Source organism: Pseudomonas sp. MF6394 (genome assembly GCF_002018845.1).
In the GTDB taxonomy this organism is placed as follows: Bacteria; Pseudomonadota; Gammaproteobacteria; order Pseudomonadales; family Pseudomonadaceae; genus Aquipseudomonas; species Aquipseudomonas lactis.
Map to the genome: position 1 here is coordinate 13,203 of NZ_MVOJ01000044.1, position 20,693 is coordinate 33,895.

Here is a 20,693-nt window from a genome sequence, read left to right on the forward strand (position 1 = left end):
GTGGATTTTTTTGTCGCCTATACCGCTGTGATGATCATCGGGACGTTTGTGGTTTTAGGACTGATACTTTTTGTCGAACGAACAAAACTCGAGGCGTTGGAAGGTTACTTCATTGAAAACGTGCAGGTGCGTAAATATCAGCAACGCTGGGGACGAAACCAGCGGTTCGTCAGGTTTCATCGCATGTGTCTCATGATTGATATCCTCCGCGCGCCAGAACGCTCCGTCAAAGAAGGTTACATGACCGAGGCAGAGTTAGCCGTCATTCCGCCAGCGCTCAAGCGTTGGGCTGTATGGCCCTATCGGCTCGCGATGATTTGGGCGATCAGTTGGGGCTATTGGTGTACCTGGCTTTAGAGGTGCTCTTGCTTCCTGAACCTGAATTTCAGGGCTCACATTTTTTAAAAAATACTGTACATACATACAGTCTTGTCCTACAGTCCATCCCAGGTGACCGGATGTCACCGGTTACCTGAGCTTCAATTTTTTAACTATGGATGGATAAAAAATGAAATCGAAAAAAGCCTTCATTCTGGGCGCGGCCATGGCGGCCTCTTGCTTCGTTTCGGCCTTTGCCCTGGCCGAGCAAAACCCGGCAAAACTCAGCGCGCAGGCGGTCAAGCAGGCCGTGGACAAAGCATTGAAACCTGGCGGCACGCTGGAAAAGGCCAGCGTCTCGGGCGAGCTCAAGCAAAAGCTCAATGCTGCCAAGGCCGGGCAGTCCAACGTCGTCAAAAAAAGCAAGGCGGCCGTCGGTAATGTGGCGATTGACTCCCCGGTTGGCCAGCTGGAAAAACCTGACTCGGCGCACATGAAACAGGCAGCGGTTGCAGCCTTCACGCCGTTGTTTCCCACCCTGGATATCAATACCCTTTACACCCTCACCGGTGTGGAGACCGGCGCGCAAATCGCTTACCACTTCAACCTGCCGAAAAACGCGCGAATCCAGGTACAGCTGCTGAACCAGAGTGCCGGCACGGATATGTCGTTGACGCTGTTCCATGACGACGGCCAAGGCAACCTGACGCCATTGGGCACCTCGGATAACCCCGGCAGTGCCGATGAATACCTCAACGGCGTGTTGCCGGCCGGTGACTACTACTGGTTCATGGTGGCCAATGCCGCGAGCAACTCGCAGTTCAGTTTTGGTGTGGCGGTGGACAGCAATGTGGATGCCTACGAGCCTAACGACACCGAGCAAACCGCGTTCGCGCTGCCGGATGCCTTGAACCAGGTGACCGGTAACCTCGACAGCGTCAATGATGTGGATTACTTCTCCTTCGTCTCGTTGCGTGGCCAAGGTGTGGGCATGTTCCTGGGCGATGACGGTGCGGGCACGCGTAATCAGTGGATCTTCGAACGGTTCGATGGCACCCAGTGGGTGGAAGTCCCGCAGGGCTCCACCTCCACCTATCCCAACCTGACGCCAGGCTACACGGTCAAGGTGCGTGTACGGGCCAACCCCGCGGTGGCATTGAACCCTCAGGCTCAATACAAGCTGACCCTCGGCTCCGCGCCACGCCTGAACCAGCACAATGTGAACGGCGATAACGTGGTGCGCATCCCCAGCTCGATCTTCCAACTGACCACCCAGGTGGCCCGCAATCTGAGCTGGAGCACCCAGTGGTCAGACAGCACGGGCGAACCCCTGCGCGGCGTCACTCCTGTGCTGCGGGTCGACAAGCATTTTGGCGGCACTTACAACTGGGTCGACTATGAGGCCAAGACCGGCATCACCGGTGCAGCCTCGGGGAATGTCGCGCTGGGCACCTGCTCTGGCGACTACAAAGTGCGGTACCCGGACAGCGCCTCGGGCCAGACCTATAACTGGGAAACCTGGTTCAACCAGGGCGGCTGGCGCATCGAGCTCAGGGAGTTCCCTAATGTGGGCGTGGGTGGCAATAACGTCCAATACGTCAGCCTCGGCCACATCTGCAGCCAGACCATCGTGCGCTGATTGATCTATGTGTGTGAAGCGGGGGGCAGTCCAGTTGGACTGCCCCTTTTTTTTTCCGTGGGCTCCCAATACAAGGTGCCAAACAGATAGTCCATCAACGGCAGCACGATATTGAAATTGCGCCCCTGCATCAGCTCACGACGGTGATGCAAGGCGTGCAGGTGGTGCATCTGGCGAATCCAAGGCAGGCGCGCCACAGGGTGTTCGGCAGGCAGATGTTCGCAGGCATGAAACACTTCGTAGAGCAGGTAACCGAGGATCATGCACCCGGCAAACAACCCGGCAACGTTGGCGCTCAGTTGGCTGAGCAGCCACCAGGCGGGGAGGGTGATGGCCAGGCTGTGCAGCACGATCAGCCAGGCCGGAAACAGGATGACGCGCCAGTCCCGGGGGCTGTCGTAGGTCATGTGATCAGGGGTGAAGAAACTATGGTGATCGCCGGTGTGGCGTGCATAGAACAGCCGGGCGAATGCATGTTTGTGATGGCCCAGGTGGCGGTGCACAAGGTAGATGCATAGGTTGAAGAACAGCAGGGTCAGGGGCACGGTCAACCACTGCAGGGCGGTGATATCAGCCGTGGAGGACCAGGCCAGCGTGATGCAGAAGATGCCGTAGCCAAGCACGAATGCGGCGTGCAGGCAGGGGTTGTAATGCGGGTTGACGCTTGCGCGATAACGGGCGCGGAAAGTCTCGGTTGGGTGGGGCATGGCCGGCTGTTCGCTGTGTTTTTATTTGAGGCTGAGCGTAGTTGCCATCCTCTGTAGGAGCGAGCTTGCTCGCGAAAAATATCAACGATAACGCGGGCTTCCTGAATAAACGCGGCGCCTGTGAGTTTTTCGCGAGCAAGCTCGCTCCTACGTTTTTGCCCGAGACCGACCAGTGGAGGCTTGCACAGGTCTGAATTACTTGTTAGTTTCTGACAAAATGTTAACGATAACATTTGCTCTAAAAATAAAAACAAAACAGAGACCCACGCCATGAAAATGCTCCCAAAAACCCTGTGTTTACTGGCTGCCAGCATCACCCTGGGCAGCGCGAGCCCCGCGTTTGCCGACGCTGCCAAGCCCATCCGCATCGGCGCCTCGTTCCAGGAAATCAACAACCCCTATTTCGTCACCATGAAAAACGCCCTGGAAGAAGCCGGCGCCACCATCGGTGCCAAGCTGATCATCACCGACGCCCGCCACGACGTGTCCAAGCAGGTCAGTGATGTCGAGGACATGCTGCAAAAGGGCATCGACATCCTGCTGATCAACCCTACTGATTCGGTCGGCGTGCAATCGGCCGTCAAGTCGGCCCATGCTGCCGGCGTCGTAGTGGTGGCGGTGGATGCCCAGGCAGATGGCCCGCTGGATTCGTTCGTCGGCTCGAAGAACTTCGACGCCGGCTTCCAGGCCTGTGAGTACCTGGCTAAAACCATCGGTGACAAAGGCAATATCGCCATCCTTGACGGCATCGCCGTGGTGCCGATCCTCGAACGTGTACGTGGCTGCAAAGAGGCGGTGGCCAAGCACCCGGATATCAAGATTGTCAGCATCCAGAACGGCAAGCAGGAGCGTGACCAGGCCCTGACTGTCACCGAAAACATGTTGCAGGCCCAGCCCACCCTCAAGGGCATTTTCAGCGTGAATGACAATGGCTCCCTTGGCGCACTCTCGGCCATCGAAGCCAGCGGCATGGACGTGAAGCTGGTCAGCGTCGACGGCGCGCCGGAAGCGATCAAGGCGATCCAGAAACCCGGCAGCCATTTCATCGCCACCTCGGCTCAATATCCCCGTGACCAGATCCGCCTCGCCCTGGGCATTGCCCTGGCCAAGAAGTGGGGCGCCCAAGTACCGGCCAGCGTGCCGGTGGACATCACTTTGATCGATCAGGCCAAGGCCAAGGACTTCAGCTGGTAAATCCCCCAGGCCTCACGCAATGCGTGGGGCCCAGGTCTTCCTTCTGAGTGCGAGGTCGGCGGTATGAGCAGTCTTCTGAAGCTGGAAAACATCTGTAAGCGTTACCCGGGGGTACAGGCCCTCAAGGCCATCAACCTGCAAGTGGAGCGCGGCGAAATCCACGCGTTGCTCGGGGAAAATGGCGCGGGCAAATCCACCCTGATGAAGATTTTGGGCGGTGTCGAACATCAGGACGAAGGGCAGATTCTTATCGACGGGCAGGCCCGGAAATTTGCGACCTATCGGGATGCGATTGCCGCCGGGATTGGCATCGTATTCCAGGAATTCAGCCTGATTCCCTACCTCACGGCGGTAGAAAATATCTTCCTCGGCCATGAGCTGAGCAACCGCTTCGGCCTGTTGCGCAAGCGCGAAATGGCCGAGGCCGCGCAGGCGTTGTTCGAGCGCCTCGGGGTCAGTATCGATCTGCACTGCGCGGTCAAGCACCTGAGCGTGGCCGAGCAGCAGTTTGTCGAAATCGCCAAGGCCCTGGCCCTGGATGCACGCCTGCTGGTGCTCGATGAGCCGACCGCGACGCTGACACCCAGTGAAGCCGAGTTGCTGTTCGAGATCATGCGCGAACTCAAGCGCCAGGGCGTGGCGGTGATTTTTATCTCGCATCACCTGGAAGAGATTTTCCAAGTCTGCGACCGCATCAGTGTGCTGCGCGACGGCGGCAACGCAGGCGTTACCGATGTGGCCGACAGCGATATTGATCACCTGGTCGAGATGATGGTTGGCCGCCGCCTGGAATGCAGTTTTCCACCTAAGCCCAGCAGCGAACCCGGCCCCTTGCTGTTAGAGGTCAAGGACATCCAGTTGGTGCGCAATGGCCCCCGCAACCGTTTCAATTTGCACAAAGGCGAGATCCTCGGCTTCGCCGGCCTGGTGGGTTCGGGCCGCACCGAGCTGGCCCTGGGCATGATGGGCGCGCTGCCCACAGTGAGCAAAGACGTGTGGCTGCGCGGGGAAAAAGTCAGCCTCGACGACCCGGCCCAAGCCCTGGCCCACGGCATTGGCCTGCTGCCGGAAAGCCGTAAGAGCGAAGGGCTGATCACCGCCTTCAGCATTCGCGAAAATATCTCGCTGAACAATTTGCCCAAATATCAGAACGCCTCGGGCCTGATCGACAAGGCCAAGGAATGCGCCAGTGTCGACGCGCTGATGCGCCAGCTGTCGATCAAGGCGCCCAGCGGCGAAAGCCTTGTGGTGAACCTCAGCGGCGGCAACCAGCAAAAAGTCGTGATCGCCCGCTGGATCAACCACCACTGCGACGTGCTGGTGTTCGACGAACCCACACGCGGCATCGACGTCGGTGCCAAGGCGCAGATCTACGCGTTGATGCGCAGCCTCACCGAACAAGGCTACGCGATCATCATGATTTCCTCCGAGCTGCCCGAAGTCATCGGCATGTGCGACCGCGTCGCCGTGTTCCACAAGGGCGCCATCGTCAAAGTACTGGAAGCGTCCGCCGTCAATCCTCAGGAGGTCATGCGCCATGCAACAGGGGGCTCAAGTGAATACGTCCATTAACACCGCGAACACCGGCCGGTGGCGCCTGAACCTGGCGCGGCTGCTGCGTTCGCCCGCGTTTTATCCCTTTGTCGGGCTGGTGGTGGTGACCCTGGTGATGATCCTCGCCAGCGACACCTTCCTCACCGCCAGCAACCTCTCCAACATCGCTCGCCAGGTGTCGATCAACGCAATCATCGCGGTGGGCATGACCTGCGTGATTCTCACCGGCGGGATCGACTTGTCGGTGGGGCCGGTGATGGCGTTGTCCGGCACCTTGACCGCCGGGCTGATGGTCGCCGGGTTGCCGCCGGGCCTGGCGATTGGCGTCGGGCTGCTGGTGGGCGTGGCCTTCGGCATCGGTAACGGGCTGTTCGTGGCGTACCTGCACATGCCGCCGATCATCGTTACCCTGGCGACCATGGGTATCGCCCGCGGGTTCGGGCTGATGTACACCGACGGCTACCCGATTTCCGGGTTGCCAGAGTGGTTCGCGTTCTTCGGTCGCGCCAGTGTGTTTGGCCTGCAGGTGCCGATCCTGATCATGCTGATCACTTACCTGGCGGCCTATGTGCTGCTGCAGCACACCCGTATCGGCCGTTACATCTACGCCATCGGCGGCAATGAAGAAGCGGTGCGCTTGTCCGGGGTGCGTGCGGCGCGCTTCAAGCTGCTGGTGTACGGCATCAGCGGCTTCACCGCCGCGATTGCCGGGCTGGTGCTTACCTCGCGCCTGATGAGCGGCCAGCCAAATGCCGGCGTGTCGTTCGAGCTGGATGCGATTGCCGCCGTGGTACTGGGTGGCGCGTCGATTGCCGGCGGGCGCGGGGTGATCATCGGCACCTTGCTCGGCGCCATGCTGCTGGGCGTATTGAACAACGGTTTGAACATGCTTGGCGTGTCGCCCTACGTGCAGAGCGTGATCAAGGGCGGGATCATTTTGCTGGCGATTTTCATCAGCCGTCAGCGCCATCGTTAATACCTCACCACACAGGACCGAACACCATGGACAAGCACACTCACATGCAAGCCGTCGTCTGCCACGGCCCGAAAGACTACCGCCTGGAGCGCATCGGCAAACCCCAGGCGCGTGCCAATGAACTGGTGATCCGCATCGCCGCCTGCGGCATCTGCGCCAGTGACTGCAAGTGCCACTCGGGCGCGGCGATGTTCTGGGGCGGCGACAACCCCTGGGTCAAGGCACCCGTGGTACCGGGCCACGAATTTTTCGGCTACGTGGTCGAAGCCGGCGAGGGCGCCGAGGAGCACTTTGAGGTCAAGGTGGGTGACAAGGTCATCGCCGAACAGATCGTACCGTGTGGCAAGTGCCGCTTCTGCAAATCGGGCAAGTACTGGATGTGCGAAGTGCACAACATCTTCGGCTTCCAGCGCGAAGTGGCCGAAGGCGGCATGGCCCAGTACATGCGCATTCCCAAGACCGCCATCGTGCACAAGATTCCCGAGTCGGTGTCCCTGGAAGACTCGGCGCTGGTGGAGCCAATGGCCTGCTCGATCCACACCGTCAACCGTGGCGATATCCAGCTCGACGACGTGGTGGTGATTGCCGGCGCGGGTACCCTGGGCCTGTGCATGGTCCAGGTCGCTGCGCTGAAGACCCCGAAGAAGTTGGTGGTGATCGACATGGTCGATGAACGCCTGGAGCTGGCGAAAAAGTTCGGCGCCGATGTGGTGATCAACCCGGCCCGTGACAACGCTCGCGAGATCATCAACGGCCTCACGGAGAATTACGGCTGCGACGTCTATATCGAAACCACTGGCGTACCGGCCGGCGTCACCCAGGGCCTGGACCTGATCCGCAAGCTCGGGCGCTTTGTCGAGTTCAGCGTGTTTGGTGCCGAGACCAGCGTGGACTGGTCGATCATCGGTGACCGCAAGGAGCTGGACGTACGCGGCGCGCACCTGGGGCCGTATTGCTACCCGATCGCCATCGACCTGTTTGAGCGCGGCCTGGTCACCTCCCAAGGCATCGTCACCCATGACTTCCCGCTGGACGACTGGGCCGAGGCGTTTGAACTGGCCAATTCGACCAAGTCGATCAAGGTGCTGTTGAAGCCGGTGCTCTGAGATGGACTACGTCATCGGTGTAGACATTGGCACCCAGAGCACCAAAGCGCTGCTGGTGGATGCCCAGGGCACGATCATCGCCCAACACAGCCACGGCTATCGGGTGGACACCCCGAAAGTGCGCTGGGCCGAGCAGTGGCCGCAGGTGTGGCTGGATGCCGTCCAAACCTGCGTGGCCCAGTGCATGGCCAAGGCCGGGGTGCCGGCGCCGCAGGTCAAGGCGCTGTGCATCAGCAGTTTGTACGGCGGTTCGGGCATTGCCGTGGATGCACAGATGACGCCGTTGCACCCGTGCCTGATCTGGATGGACCGGCGCGCCGGCGAGCAGGTGGCCTGGGTGCGCGAACAGGTGGACCTGGAGCGCTTGTTCGCCATCACCGGCAACTCGGTGGACAGCTACTACGGCTTCACCAAGATGCTCTGGCTCAAGCAGCACCAGCCCCAGGTGTGGGCGAATACCCGTTACCTGCTGCCGCCCAACAGCTACATCAACTGGTGCCTGACCGGCGAGTTGGCGGTGGACCACAGCAGTGCCGGGAATATCGGCGGTGTCTATAACGTGGCGGCGCGCAACTGGTCAGGCGAGATGCTGGATGCGCTGGGTATCGAGCAGTCGATGATGCCCGAGCGGTTGCTGTATTCCGGCGAGGTGGTGGGTGGTTTGCTTGCAGACTGGGCCGCACGCCTGGGCTTGCAGGCGGGCACGCCGATCCTCGCTGGGGGCGTGGACGCGGCCATGGCGACCCTGGCGGCGGGTGTCACCCAGCCGGGCAATCATGTGGCGATGATCGGCACCAGCATGTGCTGGGGCTACCTGAACCAGCGGGTGGATGCACGCCACGGTTTGGTGAGCATGCCCCATGTCTACAACGGCCACCGCGACCTGTACATCTTCGGCGGTGCGATCACCGCCGGAGCCTCGGTGAGCTGGTTTCGCGAGCAGTTCTGCCAGGCCGAAGAACAGCAGGCCCAGGTCACCGGGCAAGACAGCCTGGCGCTGCTGGAGCAGAGCGCGATGAAGATTCCGGCGGGCAGCGAAGGCGTGGTGTTTTTGCCTTACCTGATGGGCGAACGCAGCCCGGTGTGGGATGACCGCGCCAGCGGCAGTTTTGTCGGGCTCAACCTGTACCACAGCCGCTTTCACCTGTACCGCGCGGTGCTGGAGGGCGTAAGTTTTGCCCTGCGCCACAATATCGAAGCGGGCACCCAGGGCGCGCATTCCCTGGACCCGCGCCTGATCGTGGTGGGTGGAGCGAGCCATTCGGACCTGTGGATGCAGATCATCGCCGATGTCACACGCTACCCGGTGTACACCATCGTGCAGGAGGTAGAAGCGGCCCTGGGCGCAGCGTTGTTGGCGGCGCATACGGTGGGACTGGTGAGTGATGAGGCGATGGACACCGGCTGGGTGCAGTTGCAATTGCGAGCACAGCCCAAGCGGGAGAATGTCATGACCTATGACCGGGCGTTTGCCGAGTACCTGAAGCTGTATCCGGCCCTGAAACCGGTCATGCACAACCTGCAAACCACCTGATTCAACACTGTCCAAACATGTGGGAGCGGGCTTGCCCGCGAATGCGGTATGCCAGTCACTACATACATGGCTGAACCACCGCATTCGCGAGCAAGCCCGCTCCCACAGGAGGTCTTCATTGTTCTCGAGTATTTCATCCATGCATGCAACCTTTGATTTCTCTCACCAGCGCATCCTCGTCACCGGTGCCAGCAGCGGCATCGGTCGCGAAATTGCCCAGCAACTGATCGCCAGCGGCGCCCAAGTCTTCGCCCTTGGTCGCGATGCCCAGGCGTTGGCGGCATTGGGGTGCCGCACCTTGTGCGTGGATATCGCTGACAGCATCGCCCTCGATAAAACCCTGCAAGATTTGCCGCCCCTGCACGGCCTGGTCAATTGCGCCGGGATTTCACGCCTGGAGCCCGCCGCCGCCATCAGCGCCGATGCCTTCGATCAGGTGATGAGCGTCAACGCCCGCGCCGCTGCGCAAGTGGCCAGCCGGGTCGCGGCGAAGATGATCGAGGCGGACATTGCCGGTAGCATCGTCAACGTCTCCAGCCAGGCGTCATTGGTGGCGCTGGATGATCACCTGAGCTATTGCGCCTCCAAGGCTGCACTGGATGCAATCACCCGTGTGCAATGCGCCGAATGGGGCCGTTTTGGTATACGCGTCAACAGCGTCAACCCCACCGTGACCTTGACGCCAATGGCGGCCATGGCCTGGTCCGACCCGGCCAGGCGCGACCCGGCACTGGCCGCGATTCCGTTGGGGCGTTTTGCGCAACCGGCAGAGGTGGCGCTGCCGGTGCTGTTCCTGCTCAGTGACGCGGCGAGCATGATCAGTGGCGTCAGCCTGCCGGTCGACGGTGGCTACACCAGCCGCTAGCCGTTCTCCAACTGGCCGGCGATGACTACTTTGTCCCGTGGCTTGAAGGGGTCTTGCAGGCGGTCGAGCAGCAGGCGTACTGCGCTGCTGCCGGCCAGGGACGCGTCGTGGGCCACGCAGGCGATGGGTACGCCAAAGATATCGGCGAAGGGCAGGCGGTCGATGCCGCAGATGGTCAGGCTGTCATGGGCGATGTTGTGCATGCGCAAGGCGCGCAGGGCCCCCAGGGTAATCAACTGGTTGAAACCCATGATCGCGTCCGGCGTCGAGTGTGCGGCCAGGTAGTCGAGGGTATGCAGGTAAGCCGGCATCAGCGTGTAGTCGCCCGCCTGCACCTCGACCTGAATGTCGGGGTGCGCGGCCAGCACTTCACGCAGGCCTTTGAGGCGCTCCACGCTGATGCGCGAATGTTCGGGGCCGGTCAGCACCAGCAGGCGCTTGAGGTTGGGCGTTTGGCGTAACAGGTAGTGCGCGGCTTGCAAGCCGCTGTGGTAGTTGTCGAGCACCACACGGCTGAACGGGCTGTCGTGGATCGTGCGATCGAGCAGCACCACCGGGGTTTTGCCATTGCTCAGGCGCTCCAGGTAGTCGGGTTGGTAGCTTGGTTCATCGGAGACCGGCGACAGGATGATCCCCGCCACGCGATACCCCAGCAGGGTATCCACTGCCTTGCTTTCGAGTTCCTCCAGCTCATCGGTGTCCACCAGCATGATGGTGTAGCCGTGCTGTTTGGCCTCGCGGGAAATCGCCTTGATCATCTCGCTGTAGAACGGGTTGTCCACCGAAGCGGTGATGACCCCGATGATCAGGCTTTCACTGCGCTTGAGCCCACGGGCGAAGGCGTTGGGCACGTAGTCCAGCTCGCGGGCCACTTCAAGAATGCGTGCCAGGGTGGCGGGTTTGACCAGGTCGGGTTTGCTCAAGGCCCGGGACACCGTAATGGTGGTCATGCCGACGCGTTTGGCAATGTCGCTGATGGTGACGGACTTTTTCTTGTTCATCGGTAAGGCTGCGAGGGGGAACACCAGCAGGCTAGCATGTGCGCAGGCGTAGAGTGATTCAAATCAGCGGGTCCCAGCGTTGCGACCAGTCGCCTTCGGCTTTCACCACTGTGCGTAGCAGCTCCAAAGCCTGTTGCAACACCGCCGAATCCCGCGCCCGCGAATACACCAGGTAGGTCGGGAAGCTGAATTCCGGCGCCTTGGGCACGCGCTGCATCACGCCGCTGTCCAGGTAGCTCTGCACCACCCGTGTGCGAAAGTAGCCAGCACCGCCATTCTCCAATATGTACTGCAATGCCAGCGGCCCCAGGTTGAAACTCACCGCAGCACGCGCACGGTCGGGCAGGGCGGCGTCGTGCTGCTGGCGAAAACCCTGGCCCCAGTCGATATACACGTAAGGCTCGGGTTTGCTCGCCAGTTGCACCAGAATCAGTTTTTCTTCCAGCACCTGCTCCACCTGCAAGCCCGGCCAGTATTGCGGCTGGAACACCAGGGCGGCGTCGAGCACGCCCAGCTCTAACTGACGCAGCAGGTACTCACCTTCACGCACCTCGGTGCGCAGCGCGTGGCCCGGTATGTGCTCGCGCAGCGCCTTGGCCCAGCCGAGCATCAATGGGTTGCACAGGCTGACTTCACCGCCGATATGCAGCACGTTGCGATAGCCGTCTGGCAATGGCAGGTCGCGGCGCGCCGCTTCCCAGGTTTGCAGCAATTGGTTGGCGTACACCACGAACGCCTCGCCGTCGGCGGTCAGCCGCGCACCGGCACGGTTGCGCACGAACAGTGTGCTACCCAACTGGCTTTCCAGGTTCTTCACACGAGCGGTGATGGCGGTCTGGGTGACGTGCAGTTTCTCGGCCGCTGCGGCCAGGCTGCCGCAGCGGGTGATTTCGAGGAAGGTGCGTGCCAGTTCGATGTCCATAAGCGCCCCGGGTGATGAATGGGGGACAGTGTAAAGGAATGCGGTCAAACCTGTGGGAGCTGGCTTGCCTGCGATGGCGGCCTGTCAGCCGACGCTTCTCTACCTGACACCCTGCAATCAAACTGTGGGAGCGGGCTTGCTCGCGAAGGCGGCCTGGCAGTCAACACAGTTGGATGGTGTACATATGCATTGCTGCGGTAACGGCTACTTAGGGTTCCGCCCTGACGGCGGCTCACTTTTGAACAGCGCAAAAGTAAGCAAAACGCTCTTGCCCCACCACTCGGCACCTCGCTTGGGCTCGGTGTGCCCGTAATCCGCCAGTGATTTGGGGGGCCGCCGCCACGCGCCATCCATGGCGCGGGGCGGCTAAACCGGCATCCCTGCCGGTTTACCCCCCAAATCCCTGTCGAATTCCGGCCAGCGTGGTTTGACGGGGCGCTTGAGATCAAGATCAAAAGCAGATCAAGAGCGGCTCGCCTCGCATCGTGGTTACCGTTGGCTGCTACAACCTACAAAATTGTGTAGACGCTGCGACGGCGGTGTTTCAGAGGCCAATGTGCTGACTGAACCTGTGCTATCGCAGGCAAGCCAGCTCCCACAGTTGTGGGTATATCAGGTCGGGCTTCTCGGTGTGTGCAAGTGTTCTGTGGGGAATGCCTTTGCATACGCGTGACACACCCTTAACACCTGCTCATCGGCAAACCGCGCGCCCACCACGTGCAAGCCCACCGGTAGGCCATTCGCTGCCAACCCGCACGGCACTGACGCCGCCGGTTGTTGGGTGAGGTTGAAGGGGTAGGTGAACGGCGTCCATTGCATCCACTCAGTCATCCCTGAGCCCGGCGGTACGTTGTGTCCGGCTTCGAATGCGGTGATCGGCATCATCGGCGACACCAGCACATCGTAATGCTCATGGAACGCGGCCATCCGTGCCACCAGCGCCGCTCGGGCTTCCAGGGCCGTGTTGAAATCATTCAGGCTCAAGCGTTCGCCCCGCTGTGCAATACGCAGCAACCCGGGGTCGAGCTGTTGCTTTTGCGCCTCGCTCATTGTGCCGGTCAGGCGTGCTGCGCCGGCAGCCCATAGGGTACTGAACACCTCCAGTGGGTCGCTGAAGCCAGGGTCGATTTGTTCGACATGGGCGCCCAGTTGCACCAGGCCCTGCACCGCCTGATCCACCACCAGGGCGACCTGTGGGTCGACCTTCGCATAGCCGAACGTGGGGCTGTAGGCGACACGCAATCCCTTCAAGTCCGCTCCAGGAACGAGCCAGGGCGTGGTTCGCGGCGCGCCGATCAGGCCGTCCCGCGCATCTGGCTGGGCCACGGCTTGCAGCATCAGCACGCTGTCTTCCACGGTGCGCGTCATCGGCCCCAGGTGCGACAGTATCGTCATGGAACTGGCCGGCCATTGCGGCACATAGCCGAAGGTCGGCTTGATCCCGAAGGTGCCGGTAAACGCACAGGGAATGCGGATCGAACCGCCGGCGTCGCTGCCCTGGTGCAGCACGCCCAGGTTCAACGCCGCTGCCGCACCGGCACCTCCGGAGGAACCACCGGCGGTAGTGCGCGTGTCCCACGGGTTGCGGGTGATGCCGTACAGCGGGTTGTCGGTCACGCCTTTCCAGCCGAATTCCGGGGTGGTGGTCTTGCCCAGCAGCACCGCGCCGGCCTTGCGCATGAAGGCCGAGAAGGGCGCGTCCACGTCCCATGGGCCCTCGGCGGATGAGGTGCGTGAGCCTTTGCGCGTGGGCATGCCGACCGTCAGCGGCAGGTCTTTGATCGACGCCGGCACGCCATCCAGCGCACCGCAAGGTTCGCCCTTGAGCCAGCGTTGTTCCGACGCCCGCGCAGCGTCGAGAGCGCCTTGCGGGTCGACATGGCAGTAGGCATTCACCACCGGGTTATAGCGCTCGATGCGTAGCAGCGCATCTTCAGTGACCTCTACGGGGGACAAGCTTTTGTCGCGAAAATGCTGCAACAGCTGCACCGCTGTCAGTTGGCCAATCTCACTCATGCCAGATCCCCCTGGGCCGCATTCACCATGGCGCGCAGCAACACCGCGCAACCCGCCGCCAGGTCATCCGGCGCGGCGTTTTCGATTTCGTTATGGCTGATACCGCCTTCGCACGGCACAAAGATCATCCCGGCCGGGCCCAGTTCAGCGACGAAAATCGCGTCATGCCCGGCGCCGCTGACGATGTCCATATGGCTCAAGCCCAATGCCTGGGCAGCCTCGCGCACGGCATTGACACAGGCCGGGTGGAAGTCCAGCGGCGGGAAGTCGGCGGTGGGCGTCAGTTCAAACGTCAAGCCGTGGCGGGCGGCCGAGTCTTCGATCACTGCGCGCACTTCATCGACCATGGCTTGCAGCTTGTCGGCGTGCAGGTGGCGCAGGTCGATGGTCATGTTTACTTGGCCGGGGATCACGTTGCGCGAGCCAGGGTGCAGGTTCAGGCAGCCAACGGTGCCGCAGGCGTGAGGCTGATGCTGATGGGCGATTCGGTTGACCGCACTGACCACCTCGGCAGCGCCCACCAGGGCGTCCTTGCGCAGGTGCATGGGCGTAGGGCCTGCATGCGCCTCTACGCCAGTGAGGGTCAGGTCGAACCACTTCTGGCCCAGGCAGCCCATCACCACGCCCAGGGTAATCGCCTGGTCTTCCAGCACCGGGCCTTGCTCGATATGCGCTTCGAAATACGCCCCCACTGGGTGGCCCAGCACCGCACGGGCACCGGCATAGCCGATGCGCTGCAATTCGGCGCCCACCGACAGGCCCTGGTCGTCGCGCTTGTCGAGGGTGTCCTGCAAGTCGAACTTCCCGGCAAATACCCCGGAGCCCATCATGCACGGCGGGAAGCGTGAGCCTTCTTCGTTGGTCCACACCACCACTTCGATCGGTGCCTGGGTTTCGATCTGCAGGTCATTCAGTGTACGGATCACTTCCAGCCCGGCCATCACCCCGTAGCAGCCGTCGAACTTGCCGCCGGTGGGCTGGGTGTCGATATGGCTGCCGGTCATCACCGGGGGCAGGGCAGGGTTGCGGCCAGGGCGCCGCGCGAAAATATTGCCGATGGCATCCACACTGACGCTGCACCCGGCGGCTTCGCACCACTGCACAAACAGGTCGCGGGCCTGGCGGTCCAGGTCGGTGAGGGCCAGGCGACACACGCCGCCCTTGGCCGTGGCGCCGAGCTGGGCCAGGTCCATCAGCGACTGCCACAAGCGGTCGCGGTTGATCAGTGGGGCATTGCTCTGGAGCGGTTGCGCAAGACTGTTCATCAGGAATCTCCACTCAGGCACTCAAGGCCAGGTAACGGTTTTTGATGCTCGGGTCGGCGCGGAAGTCAGCGGCGCTGCCCTCGTACACCACGCGGCCCTGTTCGAGCACGTAATGGCGGTCGGCGAGCTTGTCGCAGACCATCAGGTTCTGTTCCACCAGCAATACCGGCAGGCCCTCGTCCTTGACCTTGCGCAGGATCTTCACCAGCTCGTCGACGATCACCGGGGCCAGGCCTTCAGTGGGTTCGTCGAGGATCAGCAGCTTGGGGTCGTTAAGCAGGGCGCGGGCGATGGCGAGCATCTGCTGTTCGCCGCCGGACAACGCGTGGCCGGCGTTTTTGCGCCGCTCCTTGAGGCGCGGGAACATGGCGTACACGTCTTCCAGTTGCCAGCGGCTGTGCTTGCGGGCGGCGATGCGCAGGTTTTCCTCCACCGTCAGCAGGCGGAAAATCCCGCGGTTTTCCGGCACCAGCGCCAAGCCCTGGCGCGCAATTTCAAAGATCTTTTGCCCCACCAGCGCCTGGCCGTTGAAGTGGATCTGGCCCTGGCGCGGGCAGATGATGCCGAGGATGCTGCGCAGGGTGGTGGTCTTGCCGGCGCCGTTACGGCCCAGCAGGGTCACCAGTTCGCCGGGGTTGACGCTCAGCGAGACGCCCTCCAGCACATGGCTTTTGTCGTAGTAGGAATGGATATTCTCGACGATCAGCATCAGGCAGCCTCCCCAAGATAGGCAGTGCGCACACGTTCATCGGCACGCACGAATTCCGGCGTGCCTTCCACCAGGATCTGCCCGTGGCTCATCACCGTGATGCGTTGGCTGATGGACATGACGATGCTCATGTTGTGTTCGATCAACAGCACCGTATGGTCGCGGCCAAGGTCGCTGATCAGTTGGGTCATGATCGGGATATCGTCGATGCCCATGCCCGAGGTGGGCTCGTCGAGCATCAACAGTTTGGGTTTGGAGCAGATCGACATGCCCACCTCCAGCACCCGTTGCTGGCCGTGGGACAACTCACCGGCCAGGGTGTCGGCGCGGGCCGTGAGTTGCAGGCGCTCCAGCACCTGGTCGGCCATCTCCAGATGCTCGCGCTTGCTGTCGACCCGACGCCAGAAATTCAAGGCGCGCACGCCGTCGCGGCCTTGGGCGGCCAGGCGCAGGTTCTCGCGCACGCTGAGGTTCTGGAACAGGCTGGTGAGCTGGAACGAACGCGCCATGCCCAGGCCGACGCGGCCGTGGGCGGGCTTGCGCATCAGGTTCTTGCCGTCGAAATGGATCGCCCCGGCGGTGGCCTGGCGTTCACCGGTGAGGCAATGGAACAGGCTGGTCTTGCCGGCGCCGTTGGGGCCGATGATGGTGTGGATGGTGCCGGCTTCAACCTTGAGGTTGACGCCATTGACCGCATGGAACGCGCCGTAGGCCAGCTCCAGGTTTTGGGTTTCCAGCAAGATACTCATAGCCCGTCCTCCTTGGCGACGACCACGGGTTTGCGCGTGCCGCGCACCTTCTCGAACAGCGACGCGAGGCCGCCCCACAACCCGCCGCGCATGAAGATCACCACCAGGATCAGGATCACCCCCAGCAGCATCAGCCAACGCGGCCACAGGTCGGAGAGAAAGTCGCCCAGCAGCACGATGGAGCCGGCGCCCAGCAGTGAGCCGAACAGCGAGCCGGTGCCGCCGACGATGGTCATGATCAGGATGTTCTCGGACATCGCCAGGTCGATATTGGACAGCGGCACAAAGTGCAGCAGCATGGCGTACAGCGCCCCGGCAATCCCGGTGACCGCGCCGGACAGCACGAACACCAGGATCTTGAAGTGCCGCGTGTCGTAGCCGATGGCCGAGGCGCGGGTTTCATTCTCGCGGATCGCCATCAGCGTGCTGCCAAACGGTGAGGCGATCACCCGACGTGCGCCGATGAAGATCAGCAGGAACAGCACCGCGACAAAACCATAGAACGCGCGGGCATCGGCCAGGGACAGCAGCACGGTGTCACCCACCCGGATTTCCGGGCGCGGCACGCTGAGCAGGCCGTTGTCGCCGCCGGTCCAGTCGCTCAAGGTGTAGGCGACAAAGTAAGCCATCTGGCTGAACGCTAACGTGAGCATCACGAAGTAAATGCCCGTGCGGCGAATCGCCAGGGCGCCCACCAGCAAGGCCAGCACGCCACCGGCCAGCGCTGCGCCCAGCAACGCCATGAACAGGCCCATTTGCAGGTGGATCATCAACAGCGCCGCACAATAAGCACCGGCACCAAAGAAGATGCCTTGGCCGAAGGACAGCAGCCCGGTGTAGCCCAGCAGCAGGTTGCAGGCCAGGGCGGCCATGGCAAAGATCAGGATCTCGGTGGCCAGGGTCGCCGAGGGCAACACCAACGGCAGGCCGATCAGCACGGCCAGCACCCACAGCAACATGGCTCTGGATTGGGTCTTGGCGAACGGCAGGGGGTTTTTCTCGCTCATGTCAGGCTCTCCCGAACAGGCCGTAAGGGCGTACCAGAATCACCACGGCCATGGCGCCGTAGATCATCAGGCTCGCACCCTGGGGCCAGAGTGTGGTCATCAGGCTTTGCACCACGCCCACCAGCAAACCGCCGACCAGCGCACCGCTGAACGAGCCCATGCCGCCGATCACCACCACCACGAAGGCGATGCCCAGAATCTCCGGGCCGACGAAGGGCTGGGCGCCGCGCAAGGGCGCGAACAACACCCCGGCGACACCGGCCAGAGCGACGCCGAGGGCGAAGGTCATGGAGAACAGGCGGAAAATATTGGTGCCCAGCAGCGACACGGTTTCGGTGCTTTCACTGCCGGCGCGCACCAGGGCACCGAAGCGCGTGCGCTCCAGCAGCAGCCACAGGCCCAGGCCCACCAGCGCGGAAAACACGATGAGGAACAGGCGGTAGTAGGGGTAGACGAAATCACCCACCACCAGCACGCCGCGCAGCAACTCCGGTACGGCGACGCTTTTGCCCACCGGCCCCCAGATCATCACGCTGGCTTCCTGGATGATCAGGGCGATCCCCAAGGTCACCAGAATCTGGAACATGTGCGGCAAGTGGTAGATGCGCTGGATCAGCAGCCTCTCGATCACCCAGGCCAGCGCAGCCACCACCAGCGGCGCGATCAGCAGCGCCAGCCAGAAGTTGCCGGTGAGGCTCACCGCGGTGTAGCAGATGTAGGCGCCGAGCAGGAAGAACGCGCCGTGGGCGAAGTTGACGAAGTTGAGCAGGCCGAAAATGATCGTCAGCCCCACCGCGATCAGGAAGTAGATCATCCCCAACCCGAGGCCGTTGAGAATCTGGAACAGGTACAGATTAAGCATGCAGGCACCCTCCGCAGACGGCCGCTTGCACGGCCCTGCGCGACAAAAAATTAAGCGGTCAGCCGAGCGTGCAGCCCGTCGCCTCGACCGCAGGGAACGACTGGCCAGCGCTGAGCACTTTGGCCAGGTCGTCCTTGTCGGCCATGTCGCCGCTGGCCTTGCCGATCAGCAGGTAGTAATCCTTGATCACCTGGTGGTCGCCGGCGCGGATGGACTCCTTGCCGGTCGGGCCTTCGTAGCTCAAGCCCTGCATGGCCTTGGCCACGGTCGGGCCGTCGAAGCTGCCGGTGGCGATGATGGTGTCGAGCATGACTTTGGTGCTGATGTAATCGGCGGCCAGCGGGTAGGTGGGGTTGATGCCGTAGGTGGCCTGGGTCAGCTTGACCAGTTCGCGGTTGAGCGGGGTGTCGACCTGGTGCCAGTACTGCGCGCCGAGGTAAACGCCCTCGAGCACATCGCTGCCCAGTTCCTGGAACTGATCCAGGCCGGCAGACCACACCAGCAGCACCTTCATGCGCTCCTTGATGCCGAAGTTAACGGCCTGGCGCAAGGTGTTGGACGACTGGCTGCCAAAGTTGAGCAGCACCAGCACATCGGGCTTGGTAGAAATGGCGTTGGTCAGGTAACCGGAAAATTCCTGTTCCTGCAGCGAGTGGTAGCTGTTGCCCACGTGTTCCAGGCCGTGCTCCTTGAGCACGTTCTTGGCGCCTTCGAGCAAGGCTTCGCCGAACACGTATTGCGGGGTGATGGTGTACCAGCGCTTGGCGTCCGGCAGCAGCTTGATCAGCGGCACCATGGTTTCGCGGATTGCGCCGTAGGTGGGCACCGACCAGCGGAAGGTCGCCTTGTTGCAGTCCTTGCCTGTGACTTCATCGGCGCCCACCGGGGTCATGAACACACCGCTGGCCTTGTCCACTTCCTTGGCCACTGCCAGGGCGGAAGACGACAGCGTGCAGCCCTGGAAGAACCGTGCGCCGTCCTGCGCGATGGCCTCTTGCACCTTGCGCACTGCCTTGCCGGCGTTGCCTTCGGTGTCGATGACTTTGTAGTTCAGCGGGCGGCCGAGTAATTGCGGGTGTTGCTGCACCGCCAGGCGCGAACCCATGTCGGCAAATTTGCCATAGCTGGCAAAGGCGCCAGACATGGACTTGAGGCCGTAAAAGGTAAAAGGCTCGGCGGCGAATGCCGAACGCACGCTCAGCGGAAGGCTGAGGGCGGCGGCTGCGGTGAGGCTGGCTTTCAATAACGTACGACGCTGCATGGGGTGACTCCCTGGTTTAGTTATTGGCAGGAGCGGCAAGGGCGATACGGTGGAGCAAGGGCCTGTGGGCAGGCTTGTTATTGGGTAACTCGGTTCAACAGATGGACACGGCCAAATGTGGGAGCTGGCTTGCCTGCGATGCGGGCGCCTCGGTGTTACAGGGGGACCGAGCCGATGCCATCGCAGGCAAGCCAGCTCCCACATTGATCGGGTGTTGTTCCTAACGGTGATCAAACTCCAGTAGGAAGTGCGGGCTTACTTGGCCTTCCAGCGCGGTCATATGGTGTTCGGCATCGCACATGTGTTCATGCATCAAGCTGCGCACCGCGCTTTCATCCCCGGCGCGAAAGGCGATCAGCAGTTGCTTGTGATAGTCCAGGTTGGCCGCGTCGAATTGCTTGCGCTTGGGCTTGTAGGCTTTTTTCAGCACCACCAGGTCGCGCAGCAAGTCATTGAGAAACTGCGCCATGAAGCTCAGCAGCGGGTTGGGGCAGGCCCGGGCCAGCAGGTTGTGGAACTCCAGTTCTGCCAGGCGCTGCTCGCGCTGGCCGGCTTCGCTGTCTTCGGGGGCGCTGCAAAAATCCACGTTGGCTTGCAGGGCGATGTAATCGTCTTCGCTCAAACGCCCCAGCACCGACACGGCCAGTTCCACTTCGATGACTTTGCGCAGTTGGTAGACCTGCTCGCCGTCCAGGTGCTGGAAGTGCAGGTAATTGCGCAAGGCGCGGCTGGCCGGTTCAGTGCCGGCCTGGTTCAAGTAAGCCCCGCCGCTGGGGCCGGTGCGCGTGCTCACCAAGCCTTCGACCTCCAGCGCCTTGAGCGCTTCGCGCGCCGAGCCCTTGGAGCACTGGAAACTTTCCATCAGCTCGCGTTCGGTGGGCAGGCGGTCGCCGGGCTTCAAGGCGTCGGTGACGATCGAGCGCTTGACTGACTCGACAATCACATCGGACAGCTTCTGGCGTTTGCGGCGTAGCGGTCGACTCAGCATGGCGGTGATTTATCGTATTA

19 protein-coding genes are annotated in these 20,693 nt (G+C 62.0%); 8 read left to right on the forward strand and 11 right to left on the reverse strand.

The features are described 5' to 3' along the window. Positions 1-357: a hypothetical protein gene (locus MF6394_RS30035; protein WP_047711231.1), complete on the forward strand. Its 357-nt coding sequence runs from the start codon at positions 1-3 to the stop codon at positions 355-357. A gap of 151 nt (positions 358-508) precedes the next feature. Continuing rightward, entirely contained in the window at positions 509-1,957 is a 1,449-nt protein-coding gene (locus tag MF6394_RS30040) for a hypothetical protein (protein ID WP_047711230.1), read from the forward strand. A gap of 5 nt (positions 1,958-1,962) precedes the next feature. Here the strand turns inward: MF6394_RS30040 and MF6394_RS30045 are convergent, their stop codons facing one another. After that, positions 1,963-2,664 carry a sterol desaturase family protein gene (locus tag MF6394_RS30045; RefSeq protein ID WP_078468128.1) on the reverse strand — a complete coding sequence of 234 codons (702 nt, stop codon included), beginning with the start codon at positions 2,662-2,664 and terminating at the stop codon, positions 1,963-1,965. Between the two features lie 270 nt (positions 2,665-2,934). Between MF6394_RS30045 and MF6394_RS30050 the strand changes: the two genes are divergently transcribed. The 6 genes from MF6394_RS30050 to MF6394_RS30075 all read left to right on the forward strand — a co-directional run bounded on the left by MF6394_RS30050 (position 2,935) and on the right by MF6394_RS30075 (position 9,893). Then, entirely contained in the window at positions 2,935-3,858 is a 924-nt protein-coding gene (locus MF6394_RS30050; protein WP_032896420.1) for a substrate-binding domain-containing protein, read from the forward strand. Positions 3,859-3,921: 63 nt separating this feature from the next. Then, on the forward strand, positions 3,922-5,430 hold the full coding sequence (locus tag MF6394_RS30055; RefSeq protein ID WP_047711228.1) for a sugar ABC transporter ATP-binding protein: 1,509 nt from the start codon (positions 3,922-3,924) through the stop codon (positions 5,428-5,430). Then, complete coding sequence (locus tag MF6394_RS30060; protein WP_044269175.1) at positions 5,396-6,388, forward strand: ABC transporter permease; 993 nt, start codon at positions 5,396-5,398, stop codon at positions 6,386-6,388. The genes MF6394_RS30055 and MF6394_RS30060 overlap by 35 nt, the downstream gene beginning before the upstream one ends. A 26-nt stretch (positions 6,389-6,414) precedes the next feature. Then, positions 6,415-7,494, forward strand: a complete 1,080-nt coding sequence (locus MF6394_RS30065; RefSeq protein WP_003192355.1) for an erythritol/L-threitol dehydrogenase — start codon at positions 6,415-6,417, stop codon at positions 7,492-7,494. Between the two features lies 1 nt (position 7,495). Then, a complete protein-coding gene (locus MF6394_RS30070) occupies positions 7,496-9,028 on the forward strand; it encodes an FGGY-family carbohydrate kinase (protein ID WP_078468129.1) in 1,533 nt (510 codons plus the stop codon). Positions 9,029-9,167: 139 nt separating this feature from the next. Beyond that, entirely contained in the window at positions 9,168-9,893 is a 726-nt protein-coding gene (locus MF6394_RS30075; RefSeq protein ID WP_044269168.1) for an SDR family oxidoreductase, read from the forward strand. Here MF6394_RS30075 and MF6394_RS30080 read toward each other — a convergent pair. The 10 genes from MF6394_RS30080 to MF6394_RS30130 all read right to left on the reverse strand — a co-directional run bounded on the left by MF6394_RS30080 (position 9,890) and on the right by MF6394_RS30130 (position 20,673). Beyond that, on the reverse strand, positions 9,890-10,894 hold the full coding sequence (locus MF6394_RS30080; protein ID WP_078468130.1) for a LacI family DNA-binding transcriptional regulator: 1,005 nt from the start codon (positions 10,892-10,894) through the stop codon (positions 9,890-9,892). The genes MF6394_RS30075 and MF6394_RS30080 overlap by 4 nt on opposite strands. Before the next feature lie 58 nt (positions 10,895-10,952). Continuing rightward, entirely contained in the window at positions 10,953-11,816 is an 864-nt protein-coding gene (locus MF6394_RS30085; protein WP_044269164.1) for a LysR family transcriptional regulator, read from the reverse strand. Positions 11,817-12,428: 612 nt separating this feature from the next. Continuing rightward, positions 12,429-13,832 (reverse strand): amidase, encoded by a 1,404-nt coding sequence (locus MF6394_RS30095; RefSeq protein WP_078468131.1) that lies wholly within the window; start codon positions 13,830-13,832, stop codon positions 12,429-12,431. Beyond that, complete coding sequence (locus tag MF6394_RS30100) at positions 13,829-15,097, reverse strand: Zn-dependent hydrolase (protein ID WP_078468132.1); 1,269 nt, start codon at positions 15,095-15,097, stop codon at positions 13,829-13,831. Before MF6394_RS30100 ends, MF6394_RS30095 begins: the two co-directional genes overlap by 4 nt. Positions 15,098-15,110: 13 nt before the next feature. Continuing rightward, the gene (locus MF6394_RS30105) at positions 15,111-15,806 is read right to left on the reverse strand and encodes an ABC transporter ATP-binding protein (RefSeq protein WP_044274693.1); all 696 of its coding nucleotides are present in this window, start codon (positions 15,804-15,806) and stop codon (positions 15,111-15,113) included. Then, the gene (locus tag MF6394_RS30110; protein WP_044274692.1) at positions 15,806-16,555 is read right to left on the reverse strand and encodes an ABC transporter ATP-binding protein; all 750 of its coding nucleotides are present in this window, start codon (positions 16,553-16,555) and stop codon (positions 15,806-15,808) included. Before MF6394_RS30110 ends, MF6394_RS30105 begins: the two co-directional genes overlap by 1 nt. Continuing rightward, positions 16,552-17,562 carry a branched-chain amino acid ABC transporter permease gene (locus MF6394_RS30115; protein ID WP_047711223.1) on the reverse strand — a complete coding sequence of 337 codons (1,011 nt, stop codon included), beginning with the start codon at positions 17,560-17,562 and terminating at the stop codon, positions 16,552-16,554. Before MF6394_RS30115 ends, MF6394_RS30110 begins: the two co-directional genes overlap by 4 nt. Before the next feature lies 1 nt (position 17,563). Continuing rightward, positions 17,564-18,424 (reverse strand): branched-chain amino acid ABC transporter permease, encoded by an 861-nt coding sequence (locus MF6394_RS30120; RefSeq protein WP_044274690.1) that lies wholly within the window; start codon positions 18,422-18,424, stop codon positions 17,564-17,566. 58 nt (positions 18,425-18,482) lie between these two features. Then, entirely contained in the window at positions 18,483-19,685 is a 1,203-nt protein-coding gene (locus tag MF6394_RS30125; protein WP_044274689.1) for an ABC transporter substrate-binding protein, read from the reverse strand. A 220-nt stretch (positions 19,686-19,905) separates the two neighbouring features. Next, entirely contained in the window at positions 19,906-20,673 is a 768-nt protein-coding gene (locus tag MF6394_RS30130; RefSeq protein ID WP_047711222.1) for a FadR/GntR family transcriptional regulator, read from the reverse strand. Between the last annotated feature and the right edge of the window lie 20 nt (positions 20,674-20,693).